This is a genomic window from Endozoicomonas sp. PH6C (genome assembly GCF_059322965.1).
On sequence record NZ_CP185342.1, the window covers coordinates 6,287,315 to 6,307,857 of the forward strand.

Genomic DNA, 20,543 nt, shown 5'->3' on the forward strand with positions numbered 1-20,543 from the left:
CCCATTTCGTGCTCCATAGCCTCCAACAGATTGTCAATGTCAAGCTGGTCAAACTGTCGTTTGGTCAGCAGTTCACGCTGCTGGGTCAGTCATTGGTGGTAATCGGTATTGTATAGGTTACTCATGGTCAGCCTCCGGCAGCCAGTCTTCTGTCGTGGAGATTGACGCCATTAAGGGGATACCAGTCTTCAGTCATGATCTGTTCAAATGACCACGGACACTCAGGCGGGAAACTACTGTCATTCAGTCGTTGCGTTTCGCTACTGCCGTAGATGTTCATTTCTTTAACGGCTCTCTCTTTGGCATCAGGATAAGCTTCACTTAAAACCTCTTCAATTTTTGCTGTAAGACAATGATTTTTTTCTATTAATTTATCAATATCACGTCTTGCATTGCATATGCTAACCACCCAACCCTTAAGTACTCTTTCAGTAGCTATACTGTCTCTCAACACACTGGTTTGGTAGTCTATTTTGAGAAGATGAAGTATAAGAATTACCAAGTGACTGTCCAGTACACGAAGGTCTTGCTTAATGCTCAACTCTAAATCCTCAATCAGGTTTTCTAAATCCAACTGATTAAAGTTTTGAGTTTTCAACAGGGTTACTTGCTGACTCAGCCATTGATGATAATCAGTGTTATATAAATTATTCATAAAAATACCTCCATTGCCCTACCACTGTAGGCAAATAACAGAAGGGAATCAAAATGAATTACCAAAGCACAGATGCCTTTGTCGGGGGCTTTGCCCGTGGTTTTGGGCTGGTCAATTCGGCCATTGATGCCAAAGAGAACCGTCAGTATCGCAAAGAAATGATGGGGATGCGGAAAGAATTCTATGATCGCAAGATTCAGAGAGAGGACATGAACAATAAAGTTAATGCGCTTCGGGCTTTACTATTTTTGAGCGCAAGCGACGATCCGGCAGAACGGCAACTGGCTCAGGATATTTGACGCAACTACGACTGCGAAAAAGTCCTTATCGAGGCCAGGAAAGGGAAAGGAATGAAAGCATCGAGTTTTGTTATCCGGTAACCACGACTTTAAGGTGTTCCCATCTTCTGGATTTTTGAAATTCGTGATTGTTTAGCCGTAGCAAACTTTGATAGCCATACCAATGGACTAACATACTTTTTTTGTATCTAACCCTTAACACTTTTGACCAATCCAGATGTTCTATTTATGTATGGCATTCCTTGCTGCCTTCTTCCCGTCGACACCGGAGGCCGATCAATGTCCTATTTGCCTGTCTCCCTTCCATGGTCGAAGTGTACCGCCCGTGGTCGTCACAACCCAATGTTGTCGCCAACGCTTCGATCTGGACTGTATTTCGAGATATTTTACTGATCAGCCCATCGGCTCACGCCGGTGCGCGATGTGTCGGCAAGACCCGATGCCTTTGGTGAATCAGAACACCAGTGAATCTCACCCGGATACATTTTTCCCCGATCGAACATTTTTTCGTGCCTGTTTATTCGGGGATCTGGATCAGGTGGAGAGGTCTCTGGCAGAAGGAGTCAATGTCAATGCGGTTATGATTGATGATTACACTGCCCTGATGTTGGCATCCGGCCTGGGGCACATAGACGTCGTCGAACGCCTGATCAACGCTGGGGCGAACCTCGACGCTGCCGGTTCGACTCGTCCCACTGCACTGCTCTTCGCTGTTAACTATGGTAATACCGATTGCGTGAAACGCCTGATCCACGCCGGAGCGGATCTCAACGCTGCCTTGACGGATGGCACCACCTCGCTGTCCATCGCTGCCCAGGAAAATAACATCGACTGTTTGAAACTCCTGATCAACGCCGGGGCGGATCTCAACGCTGCCATGCTGACTGGCGAAACTCCACTGTCCATCGCAACCGAGCTGGGCAATACCGACTGCGTGGAAGCCTTGATCAAGGCTGGAGCAAAATAGGGCTTTCAGGTGTTCCCACCTTCCGAGTTTTGCAATGCGTGGTTATTTAGCCAGAGCAAACTTTGATAGCCATACCAATGAACTATCATAACTCCTTTGTGACTGACCCGGACAACTCATTGATAATACAGATGTTCTATTTATGTATGGCATTGCTCGCTGCCTTCTTCCCGTCGACACCAGAGGCCGATCAATGTCCTATTTGCCTGTCTCCCTTCCATGGTCGAAGTGTACCGCCCGTGGTCGTCACAACCCAATGTTGTCGCCAACGTTTCGATCTGGACTGTATTTCAAGGTCTTTTTATGAACAGCCCATGGGCTCACGCCGGTGCGCGATGTGCCGACAAGACCCGATGCCTTTGGTGAATCAGAACACCAGTGAATCTCACCCGGATACATTTTTCCCCGATCAGGCGTTTTATCTAGCCTGTATAAACGGGGATCTGGATCGGGTGGAGAGGTCACTGGCAGAAGGAGTCAATGTCAATGCCGTTGTGATTGGTGGCTTCACTGCCTTAATGTTGGCATCCAGTGACGGGAACAAGGACGTCGTCGAACGCCTGATCAACGCCGGGGCGAACCTCGACGCCGCCTGTTCGACTGGTGCCACCGCACTGTCCATCGCTGCTCAGGAAAATAGCATCGACTGCGTGAAACTCCTGATCAGCGCCGGGGCGGATGTCAACGCACGGTCTGAGTATGGCGTCACCCCGCTGTTCATCGCTGCCGGAAAAGGCAATACCGACTGCGTAAAAGCACTGATCGAAGCCGAGGCGAATCTCAACGCCCGGGCCCAGAATGGCTACACCCCACTGCACATGGCTGTACAAAAAAATAACACCGACTGTGTGAAAATACTGATCAAAGCCGGGGCAGATCTCGACGCCCAGAACAAGATTGGCTCCAATGCTTTGCTCGTGGCGGTCCGACACAATAACATCGACAGCCTGAAACTCCTGATTGAAGCCAAGGCAAATCTCAACGCCGCCACTCCGAATGGTGTGCCACCACTGTTTGTCGCAGCCCAGGAAAATAACGCCGACTCTATGAAACTCTTGATCAATGCCGGGGCGAATCTCAACACCCGGGCTACGGATGGCACCACCGTGTTGATCTTTGCAGCTCTGAAGGGCCATACCGATTGCGTGGAAATCCTGATCAACACCGGCGCGAACCTCGAAGTGGCCCGTTTGGATGGTTCCACCGCACTGTTCATCGCTGCTGAGTATGGTAACGCCGACATCATGAAACTGCTGATCGACGCGGGGGCAGATGTCAACACCCTCCGGACTTCAGACGGCGCCACCCCGCTGTCCGCAGCAGCCCTGAATGGCAATACCGACTGCGTAGGACTCCTGATCAAGGCCGGGGCAAAGTAGGGAACATTGGATAGCCATACAAATGAACTACCATAGCTTCTTTGTACCTAACCCGAACTACTTATTGGCCAGCACAGATGTTTTACTTATGGATGGCATTGCTCACTACCCTCTCCTGGACACTGAAGGCCGATCAATGTCCTATTTGTCTGGATTACTTCCGTAGCAGTGATGCAGCGCCTGAGGTCGTCAAAACCCAATGCTGCGGCCAACTCTTCGATCTGGACTGTATATCGAGGTGTTTTTTTAATCAGCCCATCGGCTCACGCCATTGCGCGATGTGTCGGCAAAACCCGATGCCTTTGGTGAATCAAAACACCGGTGAATCTCTCACGGATACATTTTTCCCCGATCAGACGTTTTATGATGCCTGTTATGACGGGGATTTGGATCAGGTGGAGAGATCACTGACAGAAGGCGTCAATGTCAATGCCGTTATGGCTTATGATTTCACGGCCTTGATGTTGGCATCCCACGGGGGGCACACGGACGTCGTCGAACGCCTTATCAACGCCGGGGCGAACCTCAATGCCGCCCGTTCGACCGGTGCTACCGCGCTGTACTACGCTGCCCAGGAAAATAACCCCGACTGCGTGAAACTCCTGATCAACGCTGGGGCGGCTCTCAACGCTGCCCTGGTGAATGGTGCCACCCCACTGTTTATCGCTGCCCAGAAAAATAACACCGAATGCGTGCAACTCCTGAGCAACGCCGGGGCGGATCTCAACGCCCGCACTATGAGTGGCACCACCCCGCTTGTCACCGCAATCTGGAGAGGTTATACCGATTGCATGGAAATCCTGATCCAGGCCGGGGCAGACCTCAACGCCGCCAGGACTATGGATGGCGCCACCCCGCTATTTATCGCAGCCTGGAGGGGCTGCACCGATTGCGTGGAAATCCTGATCCACGTCGGGGCAGATCTCAACGCCGCCACGACTTCGGGTGGCGCCACCCCGCTGTTCGTCGCTGCTGAGAATGGCAATACCGAATGCCTGAAAGCACTGATCGAAGCCGGGGCAGATCTCAGCATTGCCAGGACTTTGGATGGCGCCACCCCGCTGTTCGTCGCTGCTGAGAATGGCAATACCGAATGCCTGAAAGCACTGATCGAAGCCGGGGCAGATCTCAGCATTGCCAGGACTTTGGATGGCGCCACCCCACTGTCTATCGCAACCAGGTTGGGCCATAGCGACTGCGTGAAAGCCCTTATCGAGGCCAGGGAAAGGAAGGGAACAAAAGAAGGGCATTTTGCTATCCAGTAAAAACAGCGTTCAGGTGTTCCCAGACTCAGAGTCATACAAAGGAGTGACTATTTATTCGCAGAAAACTTTGATAGCCACATAAATGAACTATCATGCTTTTTTGTATCTAACCCAGCTGCTTATTGAGCAACACAGATGTTCTACTTATACGTGGCATTGCTCGCTACCCTCTCCCCATGGTCACTGAAGGCTGATCACTGTCCTGTTTGTCTGGTTCCCTTCCAGGGCCGGAGTTTAGCGCCTGTGATTGTCAAAGCCCAATGTTGTGGCCATCGCTTCGATCTGGACTGTGTTTCGAAATGTTTTTCCGGTCAGCCCATTGGTTCACGCCAGTGCTCGATGTGTCGGCAAGACCCGATGCCTATGGTGAATCAAAACACCAGTGAATCTCATCCGGATACATTTTTTCCCGATCTGACATTTTTTCGTGCCTGTTTAAGCGGGGATCTGGATCAGGTGGAAAGGTCTCTGGCAGAAGGAGTCAATGTCAATGCGGTTATGATTCATGATTTCACTGCCTTGATGCTGGCAGCCAAAAACGGGAACAAGGCCCTCTTGGAACGCCTGATCAACGCCGGGGCGAACCTCGACGGTGCCGCCCGTTCGACTGCTAATACCCCATTGTTCATCGCTACCCGGGAAAATAACATCGACTGTGTGAAGCTCCTGATTAACGCCGGGGCAGATCTCAACGCCCGCTCTGAGGGTGGCGCCACCCCGCTAGCCATCGCTGCCCAGGAAAATAACATCGACTGTTTGAAACTCCTGATCAAAGCCGGGGCGGATGTCAACGCTGTCTCGTCGGATGGCGACACCCCGCTCTTCATCGCTGCCCAGAGAAATAACACCGACTGCTTGCAACTCCTGATCAACGCCAAGGCGGATGTCAACACCGTCCGGACTTCGGATGGCGTCACCCCGCTTTTCATCGCTGCCGGGATAGGCAATACCGACTGCGTGGAAATCCTGATCAAGGCCGGGGCGGAAATCGACGCCCGGAATGAGGATGGCGCCACCCCGCTATACATCGCAGCTCAGGAGGGCAATACCGACTGCGTGAAACTCCTGATCAACGCCGGGGCGAATCTCAACCCCTCCCTGACTTCGGATGGCAGCACCCCGCTGTTCACCGCTGCACGGGAGGGCAATAGCGACTGCGTGAAACTCCTGATCAACGCCGGGGCAGATCTCAATGCCCGGAGTGAGAATGGCAGCACCCCGCTTTTCATCGCTGCACAGGAGGGCAATACCGACTGCGTGAAACGCCTGATCGACGCCGGGGCGGATCTCAACGCCGCCAGGATTACGGATGGTGCCACCCCGCTTCTCATCGCAGTCTGGAAAGGCCATACCGACTGCGTGAAACTCCTGATCAAAGCCGGCGCGGATCTCAACGCTCCCATGAATGTTGCCACCCCGCTGTTTATCGCTGCCCAACAAAATAACATCGACTGCCTGAAAATCCTGATCGAAGCCGAGGCGAATCTCAACGCCCGGAATGAGAATGGCGCCACTGCGCTGTTCATCGCAGCCCTGATTGGCAATACCGACTGCGTAAAACTCCTGATCAACGCCGGGGTGGATATCAACGTCCGCACTGAGGCTGGCGACACTCCGCTGTCCATCGCAACCGAGAAGGGCAATATCGACTGCGTGGAAGCCCTGATCAAGGCTGGAGCAAAATAGGGAACTGAGGCAAGGAAGGCAACAAAAGAAAGGCGTTGTGCTATCCAACAAACAGGGCTTTCAAGTGTTCCCATCTTCCGAGTTTTGCAAAGCGTGATTATTTAGCCACAGCGAACTTTGTAAGCGATGTAGATGAACTATCAAGCTTTATCGACCATACCTGTGCGAACGATCATATTTTTAAAAATTGAACATTAGCACCATTCAATAAACTCCATGGAAATCTACAAGTGTTTTGATTGGACAGGTAAAAATGTGATGTCTAAGCTTCCCTCTGCTCCGGCAGTCTCTCAAGCAATCGGTTAGGTACGGGGATTACCCTTTTCTTTTGGTATTTATCCTACAGGCGGTCCATAGAATCATGAAAATACTTTCAAGCCTTTTTCTGGCCTTGATACTTCCATTTTGTTCTTCCCTTTGGGCTGTGAATAATGAGATCAGTGCAGATGGCCTTTTGCAATACGATCCCCGGGAGTATGCCGCTCCTGAAGAGGGCGGTGTAGTTTCTCAAAGAGACAGAAGAGAGGCCCGCAGAGGCGGAGGTTCCTCAGGAGGTGGAAGAAGTAGCGGTTCAAAAGGAGGCAGTTACAAGGGTGGCAGTCACAAGGGTGGCGGTTCAAAAAAAAGCGGTCACAAAGTGACAAGCTACATAAAATCATCAGTATCAAGAGCCAGAGTTAAAATTGCAAAATTCATGAGAGGCTACTCCCTGTCCACCTCTAAAAAAATATCTGTCTCCATAAATCCGCTGGGGAAGTCCGCTCGAGGGAGTCAGCCAATAAACAAAATTGAATCAAAAGTCCGCTTTCAGACTAAAGAGTCTGATTTTCTTTACTACACACTCAGGGGGCATGCATCACTGAAAACTTTGTTTCATCTCATTTTAATCGAAAATCCAGAAGACTCCTCAAAGTTATATCTTGGTTACTATGAGGACAATGAAGACAGTGTTATTGATAATACTGTTTTCAGTTCAACGCCAACACCCATCTTGTTGAAAGACGTTTTATACAAGTCTGACACATCAGCTTCTGCAATCAATGGTACTGCTACCAATAGCACGGCTCTACCACCTCATTCAGATCTGTCTGCAAACGACACTCTTATAAATACTAATTTGACTTCCCGTAATACAACTGGACTACAGGGTTTAATGCCAAAAGGGCGTGAGTTTAAGTCCTTCAAACCCATTCTGAGTTTGGAAAAAGAGCTTGAATATTCAATCGAAGTGGCTTGGAAATCAGAGGATGCAATAACGTCAGTTGCAATGTCTGATAACAATGGTATGGCGTATACAACAATCAGCCCTTCAGCAACAATGTCTTCTTCGGCACCATCCTCATCCATACTGTCCTCAACGAGACGATTCATGCCAGACGCTTCGGAAGCCATTCCCGAAAATGTCGGCACTCAAATTGTTATCAAAAATAAAGAGGGCATGACTCTTGCCATATTAAATCTTGAACTGGAGCCTGGTTATTTTTCACTCAGTGATGGCAATGGCTATTTACTCGAGTACAGAATTGATGGGGCCGGGATTCATCAGCTGACTAAAATTCACACTGAAAATGAATATGCGAACGAAAACTGGAACAATGTATTCTTTCCAGTGCGTCCTGATAACGATTACACCGCCTTGTACGCATTCCTCGGAGGATTTGCCGGTTTTCTTGTAGTCGCTATGCTTTTATCAGCATTTGCAGTCAATCATTGTGGCCATCCTCAGGCGAAGACACTTCATGGAACGCCATTATAAAAATGACCTTGCGTTTCTCTACATACCATTTCTCTGGTTGCAGTGTTGATGACGATTTCTGCTGCAATATCCTTTCAACGATATTTTACAGATAGTTTGGAGCAGGGAAGCACCACCATTCATCATGGAAGCGATGGAATGATTTTAATGCTTTTTTGTATCTAACCCTTACCACTTATTCACCAATCCAGATGTTCTACTTATGTATGGAATTGCTCGCTGCCTTCTCCCCGTCGACACTGGAGGCCGATATATGTCCTATTTGTTTGGCCCCCTTCCATGGCCGAAGTTTAGCGCCTGTGGTTGTCAAGACCCGATGCCTGTGGTGAATCAGAACACCAGTGAATCTCACCCGGATACATTTTTCCCCGATCAGACATTTTATCGTGCCTGTATAAACGGGGATCTGGATCAGGTGGAGAGGTCGCTGGCAGAAGGGGTCAATGCCAATGCCGTTATGACTGCTGATTTCACTGCCTTGATGTTGGCATCCAACAGAGGGCACACGGATGTCGTCGAACGCCTGATCAACGCTGGGGCGAACCTTGACGCTGCCCGTTCGAATGGTGCCACCGCACTGTTCATCGCTGCTGAGTACGGTAATACCGACTCTGTGAAACGCCTGATCAACGCCGGAGCGGATCTCAACGTCCAGACTGAGTATGGCGCCACCCCGCTGTTCATGGCTGCTCAGCAAAATAAGATCGACAGCCTGAAAATCCTGACTGAAGCCAAGGCAGATCTCAACACTGCCACGATTAAGGATCGTGCCACCCCGCTGCACGTTGCTGCTTGGAAGGGCAATACCGAATGCCTTAAAATCCTGATCAAAGCCGGGGCGCATCTCAACGCCCACACTAAGACTGGCGCCACCCCGCTGTTCGTTGCTGCTGCGAAAGGCAATACCGACTGCCAGATACTCCTGCTCAACGCCGGGGCAGAGTAGGAAACATAGGCGGTGAAGAAAACAAAAGAAAGTCGTTGCGTTAGCCGGTAAACACAGCTCTGGGTGTTCCCATCTTCTGAGTTTTTGAAACAAGATGATTGTTTGGCCACAGCGAACTTTGATAGCCGTATAAATGAACTAATATGCTTTTCTGTATCTAACCCACTCTGCTTATTGACCAACACAGATGTTCTACTTATGTGTGGCATTGTTCGCTACCCTCTCCCCTTTGACACTGAAGGCCGATCACTGTCCTATTTGTCTGGCTCCCTTCCATGGCCGAAGTGAAGCGCCTGTGGTCGTCACAACCCAATGTTGTGGTCACCGCTTCGATCTGGACTGTATTTCAAGGTGTTTTGTTGATCAGCCCATAGGCTCACGCCTGTGCGCAATGTGTCGGCAAAACCCGATGCCTGTGGTGAACCTGAACACCAGTGAATCTTACCCGGATAGATTTTTCCCCGATCAGACCTTTTATCTTGCCTGTTTAAACGGGGATCTGGATCAGGTGGAGAGGTCTCTTGCAGAAGGAGTCAATGTCAATGCCATTATGACTGATGATTTCACTCCCTTGATGTTGGCATCCATTGGGGACCACGAGGTCGTCGAACGCCTTATCAAAGCCGGGGCGGACGTCAACGCTCGGACTGAGGATGGCGTCACCTCGCTGTTCATCGCATCACAGGAGGGCAATACCGACTGCGTGAAACGCCTGATCAACGCCGGGGCGGAGGTCAACACTCACACTAATACTGGCGCCACCCCGCTGCACGTTGCTACTTTGAGAGGCAATACCGACTGCGTGAAACTCCTGGTCAAGGCCGGGGCAAATCTCAACGCCGCCTCGTCGGATGGCATTACCGCGCTATTCATCGCTGCCCAAGAAAATAACACCGACTGCGTGAAAATACTGATTAGCTCCGGGGCGGATCTCAACGCCAACCGAACTTCCGATGGCGCAACCCCGCTGTTCGCTGCTGCTGCGAAAGGCAATACCGGCTGCATACAACTCCTGACCAACGCTGGGGCAGTGCCCAACGCCCGAACCAGGAATGGCGCTAGCCCGCTGTTCATCGCTGCCCTGAAAAATAACACCGACGGCGTGAAAATACTGATCAACGCCGAGACGGATATCAATCCCCGAACTTCGGATGGCATCACCCCTCTGTACGCCGCTGCTGAGAGAGGCAATACAGAATGCCTGAAACTCCTGATCGATGCTGGGGCGGACGTCAACGCCGCTCGGACTGCTGATGGCGCCACTCCGCTATTCGCCGCTGCTGCGAGAGGAAATACCGACTGCTTGAAAGCCCTGATCGAAGCTAAGGCGAATATCAATGCCCCAAATAAAAATGGCGCCACCCCGCTATACATCGCAACTCAGGAGGGCAATACCGACTGCGTGAAACTCCTGATCAACGCCGGGGCGGAAACCGACGCCGCCTTGTCGGATGGCTCCACGCCTCTGTTCGTTGCTGCCCGGGAGGGCAATATCGACTGCTTGAAACTACTGATCAATACCGGTGCGGATATCAACAGCCGGATTAAGAGTGGCGCCACCCCCCTCCACGCCGCAGCCTATAAGGGCAATACCGACTGCGTGAAACTCCTGATCAACGCCGGGGCGGAAACCGACGCCGCCTTGTCGGATGGCTCCACGCCTCTGTTCGTTGCTGCCCGGGAGGGCAATATCGACTGCTTGAAACTACTGATCAATACCGGTGCGGATCTCAACAGCCGGATTAAGAGTGGCGCCACCCCCCTCCACGCCGCAGCCTATAAGGGCAATACCAACTGCGTGAAACTCCTGATCAACGCCGGGGCGGATGTCAACGCCCACACTGAGAATGGCGACACTGCGCTGTCCATCGCAACCGAGCTGGGCAATATCGACTGCGTGGAAGCCCTGATCAAGGCTGGGGCAAAGAAGGGGACTGAGGCAGGGAAGAGAACAGAAGAAAGGCCTCATTCTATCCAGTAACCATGGCTCTCAGGTGTTCCCATCTTCTGCGTTTTTGAAACAGGTGATTGTTTGACCACAGCAAACTTTGATAGCCATATAAATGAGCTAGCATTCCTTTTTTGTATCCAACCCACACTACTTATTGACCAACACAGATGTTCTTCTTATCTTTGGCATTACTCGCTACCCTCTCCCCATGGACGCTGGAAGCCGATCCCTGTCCTATTTGTTTAGTTCACTTCCATGACCGTCATGTAGCGCCTGTGGTCGTCAAAACCCAATGTTGTGGTCACCGCTTCGATCTGGACTGTATTTCGAGGTGTTTTGTTGATCAGCCCATCGGCTTACGCCGCTGCGCGATGTGTCGGCAAGACCCGATGCCTGTGGTGAATGAGAACACCAGTGAATCTCACCCGGATACATTTTTCCCCGATCTGACGTTTTATCATGCCTGTTTAAACGGGGATTTGGATCAGGTGGAGAGGTCACTGGCAGTAGGAGTCAATGTCAATGCGGTTATGGCTTATGATTACACTGCTTTGATGTTGGCATCCAATAACGGGAACAATGCCGTCGTTCAACGACTGATAGCAGCCGGGGCGAACGTCAACGCTTCCCGGACTTGGAATAACGCCACCCCGCTGCTCATCGCTGCACAGCAAAATAACAACGACTGCGTAAAAATCCTGATCGAAGCTGAGGCAGATCTCAACGCCGCCATGTCGGGTGGCGCCACACCGCTGTTCATCGCTGCCCAGGAAAATAACATAGTCTGCGTGAAACTCCTGATCAACGCCGGGGCGGATCTCAACGCCGCCTTGTCGGATGGCTCCACCCCGCTGTTCATCGCTGCCCAGGAAAATAACATTGACTGCTTGACAGCCCTGATCGAAGCTGGGGCGGATCTCAACGCCACTCGGACTATAGATGGCTCCACCCCGCTGTTAATAGCTGCGGCAAAAGGCAATACCGACTGCGTGAAAGCCCTGATCGAAGCCAAGGCGAGTCTCAACGCCGCCATGTCGGATGGCGCCACACCGCTGTTCATCGCTGCCCAGGAAAATAACACAGACTGCCTGGAACTCCTGATCAACGCCGGGGCGGATCTCAACGCCGCCTTGTCGGATGGCGCCACAGCGCTATTCATTGCAGCCCAGAAGGGCAACATTGACTGCGTGAAACTCCTTCTCGACGCCGGGGCAGATGTCAGCGCCCGGACGAAGAATGGCGCCACCTCGCTGTTCATCGCAGCCCTGAAGGGCTATACCGACTGCCTGAAAATACTGATCAACGCCGGGGCGGATTTCAACGCCCGGACCGAGGATGGCTCCACCTCGCTGTTTATCGCGGCCTTGAGGGGCAATTCCGACTGCGTGAAACTCCTGATCAACGCCGGGGCGGATCTCAACACTGCCAGGATTACGGATCGTGCCAACCCGCTGTTCATGGCTGCTCAGCAAAATAACATCGACAGCCTGAAAATCCTGATCGAAGCCAAGGCGGATATCAATGCGCATATTGAGGATGGCACCACCCCGCTGTTCATCGCTGCCCAAGAAAATAACATCGAATGCGTGGAACTCCTGATCAACGCCGGGGCTGATCTCAACACCGCCTTGCCGGATGGCACCACTGCGCTGTTCATCGCTACACACGAAAATAACACCAAATGCGTGAAACTCCTGATCAATGCCGGGGCGGATCTCAACGCTCGAAATAAGACTGGCACCATCCCGCTGCACGTTGCTGTTGCGAAAGGCAATACCGACTGCGTGGAACTCCTGAGCAACGCCGGGGCTGATCCCAATATCTGCCGGACTTCGGATGGCGCCACCCCGTTGCAGATTGCTGCTGTGAAGGGCAACACCGAATGCGTGAAACTCCTGATCAACGCCGGGGCTGATCTCAACATCTGTCGGACTTCGGACGGCGCCACGCCACTGTCCATAGCAATCGAGATGGGCAATAGCGACTGTGTGAAGTTCCTTATCAACGCCGGGGCAGAGTGGGGAACAGAGGCGGTGAAGGAAACAAAAAAAGCATCGTGTCAGTGAAGATGGCTCTCAGGTATTCCTATCTTCTGAGTTTTTGAAACAGGTGATTATTTAGCCACAACAAACGTTGAGAGACACACAAATGAACTATCATTACTTTCCTGTACCCAGGCCGCACCATTCATCGACTGGCACAGAATGTTCTACATATATTTGGCATTACTCGCCACTCTCTCCCCATGGACACTGAAGGCCGATCAGTGTCCTATTTGTTTGGCTCCCTTTCATGACCGAAGTGAAGCGCCTGTTGTCGTCAAAACCCAATGTTGTGGTTACCGCTTCGATCTGGACTGTATTTCGAGGTCTTTTGTTAAACAGCCCATCGGCTCACGCCGGTGCGCGATGTGTCGGCAAAACCCGATGCCTGTGGTGAATCAGAACACCAGTGAAGCTTACCCGGATGCATTTTTCCCCGATCAGACGTTTTATCGTGCCTGTATATATGGGGATTTGGATCAGGTGGAGAGGTCACTGGCAGAAGGAGTCAATGTCAATACCGTTATGATTGGTGGCTTCACTGCCTTGATGTTAGCATCCAGCAGGGGTCACGTGGATGTCGTCAAACACCTGATAAACGCTGGGGCGAACCTCGACACTGCCCGTCCGAACGGTGCCAACGCAGTGTTCGTCGCTGCTGAGTTCGGTCATGCAGACTGCGTGAAACTCCTGATCAACGCCGGAGCCAATCTCAACGCCGCCAGAACTTCGGATGGCGCAACTCCGCTTTTCATCGCAGCCTCGAAGGGCAATACCGACTGCGTGAAACTCCTGGCCAACGCCGGAGCGGATCCCAACGCCGGGGCGAATCTCAATACCGGGGGTGTGGTAGCGGGTGCCACCCCACTGTTCATCGCAGCCCTGAATGGCAATACCGACTGCCTGAAACTCCTGATCGAAGCCATGTCGGATATCAATGCCCGAAATTCGGACGACGTCACCCCGCTGTTCGCCGCTGCCACGAGAGGCAATACCGAGTGTGTTAAACTCCTGATCAACGCCGGGGCAGACCTCAGCGCCGGTAATGAGTATAGCGCAACCCCACTGTTCGTTGCTGCTATGAGAGGTAATACCGACTGCGTGAAACTCCTGATTAACGCCGAAGCGGATCTCAACGCCCGGTCTGTGGATGGCAGCACCCCGCTGTTCCAAGCAGCTCAAAAAGGCAATACTGACTGCGTGAAACTCCTGCTCAACGCCGGTGCGAATCCCAACACTGCCTTGCCGAATGGCCGCACCCCGCTGTTCCAAGCAGCTCAGAAAGGCAACACTGACTGCGTGAAACTTCTGCTCAATGCCGGTGCGAATCCCAACGCTGCTTTATCGGATGGTGCCACCCCGCTGTTCATCGCAGCCCTTGAGGACAATGCCGAATGCCTGAAACTCCTGCTCAACTTTGGGGCAGATCTCAAAGCCGCCAGAAATAGTGATGGCGCGACTGCATTGTCCGTCGCAACCGAAGTGGGCAATACCGACTGCGTGGAAATCCTGATCAAAGCGGGAGCGCTTCTCAACGCCCGCTGTTCGTATGGCGCCACCCCGCTATACATCGCAGCTGAGGAGGGCATTACCGACTGCGTGCAACTCCTGATCAACGCCGGGGCGGATCTCGATGTCCCGGATGAGAATGGCGCCACCCCGCTTTTCGTCGCTGCACGGGAGGGCAATACCGACTGTTTGAAACTCCTGATCAACGCCGGGGCAGCTCTCAACGCCCGCACTAAGACTGACGCTACCCCGCTTTACATCGCTGTACAGAAGGGCAATACCGACTGCGTGAAACTCCTGATCAACGCCGGGGCGAATATCAACGCCACCAGGACTTCGGATGGCGCCAACCCGCTGTTCATGGCAGCCCTGAAGGGCAATACCGACTGTCTGAAACTCCTGATCAATGCCGGAGCGGATCTCAACGCCCGGACTGAGGATGGCGCCACACCGCTGTTCATCGCAATCGAGATGGGCAATACCGACTGTGTGAAACGCCTGATCAACGCCGGGGCGGATCTCAACGCCGCCAGGTCGGATGGCACCACACCGCTGTTCTTCGCTATACAAGAAAATAACACCGAGTGCTTGAAACTCCTGATCAACGCCGAGGTGGATCTCAACACCCCCCGGGCTTCGGATGGCGTCACCCCGCTTCTCATCGCAGTCTGGCAAGGCCATACCGATTGCGTGGAAATCCTGATCAGTGGTGGGGCAGATCCCAATGCCGCCAATACTATGGATGGCGGCCTACTTTTCATTGCTGCCTTGAAAGGCCATAACGGCTGCGTGGAGGCTCTGATCAAGGCTGGAGCAAAGTAGGGAACTGAGGCAAGTAAGGCAACAAAAGAAACGCGTTGTGCTATCCAGCAAACAGGGCTTTCAGTTGTTCCCATCTTCCGAGTTTTGCAATGCGTGATTATTTAGCCACAGCAAACTTTGATAGCCATATAAATGGACTAATATGCTTTTTTGTATCTAACCCACACTGCTTATTGACCAACACAGATGTTCTACTTATGTGTGGCATTGTTAACCACCCTCTCCCCATGGACACTGAAGGCCGATCACTGTCCTATTTGTCTGGCTCTCTTCCATGGCCGAAGTGAAACGCCTGTGGTTGTCAAAACTCAATGTTGTGGTCAACGCTTCGATCTGGACTGTATTTCGAGGTGTTTTGTTGATCAGCCCATCGGCTCACGACGGTGCGCCATGTGTCGGCAAGACCCAATGCCTGTGGTGAATCAGAACACCAGTGAATCTCACCCAGATACATTTTTCCCCGACAAGACATTTTTTCGCGCCTGTTTAAACGGGGATCTGGATCAGGTGGAGAGGTCTCTGGCAGAAGGGGTCAATGTTAATGCCGTTATGACTGGTGGCTTCACTGCCTTGATGCTGGCATCCTGCCGGGGTCACATGAATGTCGTCAAACGTCTGATAAACGCTGGGGCGAACCTCGACACTGCCCGTTCGAATGGTGCCACCGCACTGCTCATCGCTGCTGAATACGGTAATACCGACTGCGTAAAACACCTGACCAACGCCGGGGCGGATGTCAACGCCGCCAGGACTTCGGATGGCGCCACCCCGCTATACGTTGCTGCTGCGAAGGGCAATACCGACTGCGTGAAACTCCTGATCAGCGCCGGGGCAGATCTCGACGCCCGAACCAGGAACGGTGCCACCCTGCTTTTCATCGCTGTCCAGGAGGGCAATACCGACTGCGTGAAACTCCTGATCAACGCCGGTGCGAATATCAACGCCGCCAGAACTTCGGATAGCACCACCCCGCTGTTCATCGCAGTCCTGAAGGGCAATACCGACTGTTTGAAACTCCTGATCAACGCCGAGGCGGATCTCAACGCCCGGACTGAGGATGGCACCACCCCACTCTTCATGGCTGCCCAGAAAAATAACACCGAATGCATGAAACTCCTGATCAATGCCGGGGCGGATCTCAACGCCGCCAGGATTACGGATGGTGCCACCCCACTGCTCGCCGCTGCTGCGAAAGGCAATACCGACTGTGTGAAACTCCTGATCAACGCCGGGGCAGATCTCAACGCCCGGACTAAGAATAGCGCCACTGCGCTATACATCGCAGCTCAGGAGGGCAAAAACGACTGCGTGCAACTTCTGATCGACGCCGGGGCGAATCTCAACATCCCCCTGTCTTCGGATGGCAGCAACCCGCTGTTCATCGCTGCTGCGAAAGGCAATACCGACTGCGTGAAAGCCCTGATCAAAGCCAAGGCCAATCTCGACGCCCGAACCAAAAATGGCGCCACCCCTCTATTCTTCGCTGCCCAAGAAAATAACACCGACTGTGTAAAACTCCTGACCAATGCCGGGGCGAGTCTCAACACCCGGCCTGAAAATGGTAACACCCCACTGTTCATCGCTGCCCTGAAAAATAACACCGACAGCCTGAAACTGCTGATCAACGCCGGGGCGAATCTCAACATCTGCCGAACCTCGGATGGCGCCACCCCGCTGTACATTGCTGCTGCGAAAGGCAATACCGGCTGCGTGGAACTTCTGATCAACGCCGGGGCGGATCTCAACATCTACCGGACTTCGGATGGCGCCACCCCGCTGTACGTTGCTGCTGCAAAAGGTAACAGCGACTGCGTGAAACTCCTGATCAACGCCGGAGCAGATCTCAACACCCGGAATAAGAATGGATGCACCCCGCTGTCCGCAGCAGCCCTGAAGGGCAAAACCTATTGCCTGGAAATCCTGCTCAACGCCATGACAAAGTAGGCAAGGAAGGGAACAAAAGAAAGGCGTTGTGCTATCCAGTAAACACGGCTTTCTGGTGTTCCTATCTTCCGGGTTTTGCAGTCAAATAAAATTGCAACAATCGCAAGATCGAAAGCGGTCACTACGAAAAAGTGAATCAAACCAGTGGTGGTCACTTCCGCATATTCATTAGCCAGTGAAGGAAGATATGCTATGCAAGAGTCAGTTCTGGAAAGCAAAAATCCAGCATTGACACGCAAAAGCGCATCTTACTCCAAAAACATCCTGACGCAGAATTTATCAGCGACATTGCCAGTGCTTTCAACTTTAAGTGAAAAGGACTGCAAACCATTCTGGAATCAGCGGTGTGCGGAAATCCAACCCATATTGTGGTTGATAGCCATATAAATGAACTATCATGCTTTTTTGTCTCTAACCCGAGCTACTTATTGAATAACACAGATGTTCTACTTGTGTGTAGCATTGCTCGCTAGCCTCTCCCCATGGACACTGAAGGCCGATCCCTGTCCTATTTGTTTGGCTCCCTTCCATGACCGAAATGTAGAACCTGTGGTCGTCAGAACCCAATGTTGCGGCCACCGCTTCGATCTGGACTGTATTTCTAGGTGTTTTGTTGATCAGCCCATTGGCTCACGCCGTTGCTTGATGTGCCGACAAAACCCGATGCCTGTGGTGAATCAGAACACCAGTGAATCTCACCCGGATACATTTTTCCCGGATCAGACTTTTTATCTTGCTTGTTTAAACGGGGATCTGGATCAGGTCGAGAGGTCTCTGGCAGAGGGAGTCAATGTCAATGCCGTTATGACTAATGGTCTCACTGCCTTAATGTTGGCATCCGGCTGGGAGCACAAGGACGTCGTCGAACGCCTGATCAATGCCGGGGTGAATCTCAATGCCGCCTTGTCGGATGGCACCACCACGCTTTTCATCGCTGCACAGATGGGCCATACCTACTGCGTGAAACTCCTGATCGAAGCCGGAGCCAATCTCAACGTCCGGGCTTCGGATGGCGCCACCCCGCTGGCCATAGCAATCAAGATGGGCAATACCGACAGCATGAAACTCCTCATCAACGCCGAGGCAAAGCTGGGAACTGAGGCAGTGAAGGAAACAAAGGAAAAGCTTCATGCTGTCCAGTAAACAGGGCCCTCAGGTGTTCCCACCTTCTGAGTTTTTGAAACAGGTGATTGTTTGACCACAGCCAACTTTGATAGCCACAAAAATGAACTAAGATGCTTTTTTGTATCTAACCCACACGGCTTATTGACCAGCACAGATGTTCTACTTATGTGTAGCATTGTTCGCTAGCCTCTCCTCATGGACAGTGAAGGCCGATCACTGTCCAATTTGTTTGACTCCCTTCCATGGCCGCAATGAAGCGCCTGTGGTCGTCAAAACCCACTGTTGTGGACACCGCTTCGATCTGGACTGTATTTCGAGGTGTTTTTTTAATCAGCCTACCGGCTCACGCCGTTGCGCGATGTGTCGGCAAGACCCGATGCCTCTGATGAATCAGAACACCAGTGAATCTCACCCGGATACATTTTTCCCCGATCAGACGTTCTATCTTGCCTGTTTAAACGGGGATCTGGATCAGGTGGAGAGGTCACTGGCAGAAGGAGTCAATGTTAATGCTGTTATGAATAATGGCTTTACTGCCTTGATGTTGGCATCCGGTGGGGGGCACACTGACGTCGTCAAACGCCTGATCAATGCCGGGGCAGATGTCAACGCCGCCCCGCATGAGGATGGCGCCACTGGGCTGTTCATCGCTGCACAAGAAAATAACACCGACTGCGTGAAAATACTGATCAACGCCGGGGCAGTTGTCAACACCCGGACTAAGACTGACGACACCCCGCTGATCGCTGCTGTTACGAGAGGCAATATCGACTGCGTGAAAGCCCTGATCGAAGCCGGGGCAGATCTTAACGCCGCCTTGTCGGATGGCGCCACCCCGCTGTTCATCGCTGCACAAAGGAATGAGATAGACTGTGTGAAACTCCTGATCAACGCCGGGGCAGATCTCAACGCCGCCAGGATCACGGATGCCGCCACTCCGCTTTTCGCCGCTGCTGCAACAGGCAATACCGACTGCATGAAAGTCCTGATCAAAGCCAAGGCGAATATCAACGCCCGAAATAAGGATGGCGACACGCCGCTGTTCAGCGCAGCTATACAGGGCAATACAGAGGGCCTGAGAATCCTGATCGAAGCCATGGCGAATATCAATGCCCGGGCTTCGGATGGCGCCACGCCGCTGCTTGCCGCTGCTGCGAAAGGCAATGTTGACTGCATGAAACTCCTGGTCAACGCCGGGGCAGATCTCAACCCCCCTCATAGTCCCGATGGCGTCACCCCGCTGTTCGCCGCCGCTGCCAATGGCAATACCGATTGCGTGAAAATCCTGATCGACGCCGGGGCAGATCTCAACGTCCGGACTTCGTATGTCGCCACCCCTCTTTGCGCCGCTGCTGCGCTAGGCAAAACCGAATGCTTGAAACTCCTGATCAACGCCGGGGCGGATCTCGACAACTCCCGGACTTCGGATGGCTCCACCCCACTGTTCGAAGCTGCTGCAAGAGGCAACACCGAATGCGTGGAACTCCTGATCAACGCCGGGGCGGCTCTCAACACCCGGAATAAGGATGGCGCCACCGCTCTGTTCATCGCTGCACAAGAAAATAACACCGACTGCTTGAAACTCCTGATCAACGCCGGGGCGGATCCCAACGCCACCGCGTCGGATAGCACTACCCCACTGTTCATGGCAACTCAGGAAGGCAATACTGACTGCGTTAAACTCCTGATCGACGCTGGAGTGCATCTCTCAGCCCGGACTGAGGATGGCGCCACTGCGCTGCTAATCGCTGCTCAGCAAAATAAAATCGACTGCCTGAAAATCCTGATCGAAGCCAAGGCGGATATCAATGCGCAAATTAAGGATGGCAGCACCCCGGTGCTCATTGCTGCTGCGAAAGGCAATACCGACTGCGTAAAACTCCTGATCAACGCCGGGGCAGATCTCAACATCTGCCGGACTTCAGATGGCATCACACCGCTGCACCTTGCTGCTGCGAAAGGCAATACCGACTGCGTGCAACTCCTGACCAACGCCGGAGCAAAGTAGGGAACAAAGGCCGTGAAGGCAACAAAAGAAAGGATTTATGTTGCCCAGTGAACATGGCTCTCAGGTGTTCCCATCTTCTGAGTTTTTGAAACAGGTGATTGTTTAACCACAGCAAAGTTTGGGAGACACATAAATGAACTATCATTCCTTTTCTGTACCCAAGCCGCACGACTTATCGACTGGCACAGA

The 20,543-nt window shown here is 52.4% G+C and carries 14 protein-coding genes; 13 read left to right on the forward strand and 1 reads right to left on the reverse strand.

Annotated elements, in window-relative coordinates; translation table 11 throughout:
- Positions 1-127: 127 nt before the first annotated feature.
- Positions 128-655, reverse strand: coding sequence for a DUF29 domain-containing protein (locus ACOMG9_RS22070; protein WP_494529429.1), 528 nt, complete (start codon positions 653-655; stop codon positions 128-130).
- 53 nt (positions 656-708) lie between these two features.
- Here ACOMG9_RS22070 and ACOMG9_RS22075 point away from each other — a divergent pair, with 53 nt between their 5' ends.
- The 13 genes from ACOMG9_RS22075 (at position 709) to ACOMG9_RS22135 (ending at position 20,354) form a co-directional block, all read left to right on the forward strand.
- Positions 709-954 carry a hypothetical protein gene (locus ACOMG9_RS22075; RefSeq protein ID WP_448218497.1) on the forward strand — a complete coding sequence of 82 codons (246 nt, stop codon included), beginning with the start codon at positions 709-711 and terminating at the stop codon, positions 952-954.
- A 217-nt stretch (positions 955-1,171) separates the two neighbouring features.
- Positions 1,172-1,921: an ankyrin repeat domain-containing protein gene (locus tag ACOMG9_RS22080; RefSeq protein ID WP_448218498.1), complete on the forward strand. Its 750-nt coding sequence runs from the start codon at positions 1,172-1,174 to the stop codon at positions 1,919-1,921.
- 131 nt (positions 1,922-2,052) lie between these two features.
- A complete protein-coding gene (locus ACOMG9_RS22085) occupies positions 2,053-3,300 on the forward strand; it encodes an ankyrin repeat domain-containing protein (protein ID WP_448218499.1) in 1,248 nt (415 codons plus the stop codon).
- A 77-nt stretch (positions 3,301-3,377) separates the two neighbouring features.
- Positions 3,378-4,565, forward strand: coding sequence for an ankyrin repeat domain-containing protein (locus tag ACOMG9_RS22090; protein WP_494529430.1), 1,188 nt, complete (start codon positions 3,378-3,380; stop codon positions 4,563-4,565).
- Positions 4,566-4,700: 135 nt separating this feature from the next.
- Entirely contained in the window at positions 4,701-6,251 is a 1,551-nt protein-coding gene (locus tag ACOMG9_RS22095) for an ankyrin repeat domain-containing protein (protein ID WP_494529431.1), read from the forward strand.
- 637 nt (positions 6,252-6,888) lie between these two features.
- On the forward strand, positions 6,889-8,007 hold the full coding sequence (locus tag ACOMG9_RS22100; protein ID WP_494529432.1) for a hypothetical protein: 1,119 nt from the start codon (positions 6,889-6,891) through the stop codon (positions 8,005-8,007).
- A gap of 253 nt (positions 8,008-8,260) precedes the next feature.
- On the forward strand, positions 8,261-8,953 hold the full coding sequence (locus ACOMG9_RS22105) for an ankyrin repeat domain-containing protein (protein ID WP_494529433.1): 693 nt from the start codon (positions 8,261-8,263) through the stop codon (positions 8,951-8,953).
- Positions 8,954-9,140: 187 nt separating this feature from the next.
- Entirely contained in the window at positions 9,141-10,934 is a 1,794-nt protein-coding gene (locus ACOMG9_RS22110) for an ankyrin repeat domain-containing protein (protein ID WP_448218504.1), read from the forward strand.
- A 137-nt stretch (positions 10,935-11,071) separates the two neighbouring features.
- A complete protein-coding gene (locus ACOMG9_RS22115) occupies positions 11,072-12,970 on the forward strand; it encodes an ankyrin repeat domain-containing protein (protein WP_448218505.1) in 1,899 nt (632 codons plus the stop codon).
- A 138-nt stretch (positions 12,971-13,108) separates the two neighbouring features.
- A complete protein-coding gene (locus ACOMG9_RS22120; RefSeq protein ID WP_448218506.1) occupies positions 13,109-15,277 on the forward strand; it encodes an ankyrin repeat domain-containing protein in 2,169 nt (722 codons plus the stop codon).
- A 186-nt stretch (positions 15,278-15,463) separates the two neighbouring features.
- Complete coding sequence (locus ACOMG9_RS22125; RefSeq protein WP_448218507.1) at positions 15,464-17,221, forward strand: ankyrin repeat domain-containing protein; 1,758 nt, start codon at positions 15,464-15,466, stop codon at positions 17,219-17,221.
- Between the two features lie 441 nt (positions 17,222-17,662).
- Positions 17,663-18,364: an ankyrin repeat domain-containing protein gene (locus ACOMG9_RS22130; RefSeq protein WP_494529434.1), complete on the forward strand. Its 702-nt coding sequence runs from the start codon at positions 17,663-17,665 to the stop codon at positions 18,362-18,364.
- Positions 18,365-18,500: 136 nt separating this feature from the next.
- Positions 18,501-20,354: an ankyrin repeat domain-containing protein gene (locus ACOMG9_RS22135; protein ID WP_448218509.1), complete on the forward strand. Its 1,854-nt coding sequence runs from the start codon at positions 18,501-18,503 to the stop codon at positions 20,352-20,354.
- Positions 20,355-20,543 lie beyond the last annotated feature (189 nt).

What these genes read in the sequence shown, in the direction of transcription:
- ACOMG9_RS22070 (WP_494529429.1), bottom strand. Translation starts at nt 655, where the DNA reads ATGAATAATTTATATAACACTGATTATCATCAATGGCTGAGTCAGCAA.
- ACOMG9_RS22075 (WP_448218497.1), top strand. Translation starts at nt 709, where the DNA reads ATGAATTACCAAAGCACAGATGCCTTTGTCGGGGGCTTTGCCCGTGGT.
- ACOMG9_RS22080 (WP_448218498.1), top strand. Translation starts at nt 1,172, where the DNA reads ATGTTCTATTTATGTATGGCATTCCTTGCTGCCTTCTTCCCGTCGACA.
- ACOMG9_RS22085 (WP_448218499.1), top strand. Translation starts at nt 2,053, where the DNA reads ATGTTCTATTTATGTATGGCATTGCTCGCTGCCTTCTTCCCGTCGACA.
- ACOMG9_RS22090 (WP_494529430.1), top strand. Translation starts at nt 3,378, where the DNA reads ATGTTTTACTTATGGATGGCATTGCTCACTACCCTCTCCTGGACACTG.
- ACOMG9_RS22095 (WP_494529431.1), top strand. Translation starts at nt 4,701, where the DNA reads ATGTTCTACTTATACGTGGCATTGCTCGCTACCCTCTCCCCATGGTCA.
- ACOMG9_RS22105 (WP_494529433.1), top strand. Translation starts at nt 8,261, where the DNA reads ATGTCCTATTTGTTTGGCCCCCTTCCATGGCCGAAGTTTAGCGCCTGT.
- ACOMG9_RS22110 (WP_448218504.1), top strand. Translation starts at nt 9,141, where the DNA reads ATGTTCTACTTATGTGTGGCATTGTTCGCTACCCTCTCCCCTTTGACA.
- ACOMG9_RS22115 (WP_448218505.1), top strand. Translation starts at nt 11,072, where the DNA reads ATGTTCTTCTTATCTTTGGCATTACTCGCTACCCTCTCCCCATGGACG.
- ACOMG9_RS22120 (WP_448218506.1), top strand. Translation starts at nt 13,109, where the DNA reads ATGTTCTACATATATTTGGCATTACTCGCCACTCTCTCCCCATGGACA.
- ACOMG9_RS22125 (WP_448218507.1), top strand. Translation starts at nt 15,464, where the DNA reads ATGTTCTACTTATGTGTGGCATTGTTAACCACCCTCTCCCCATGGACA.
- ACOMG9_RS22130 (WP_494529434.1), top strand. Translation starts at nt 17,663, where the DNA reads ATGTTCTACTTGTGTGTAGCATTGCTCGCTAGCCTCTCCCCATGGACA.
- ACOMG9_RS22135 (WP_448218509.1), top strand. Translation starts at nt 18,501, where the DNA reads ATGTTCTACTTATGTGTAGCATTGTTCGCTAGCCTCTCCTCATGGACA.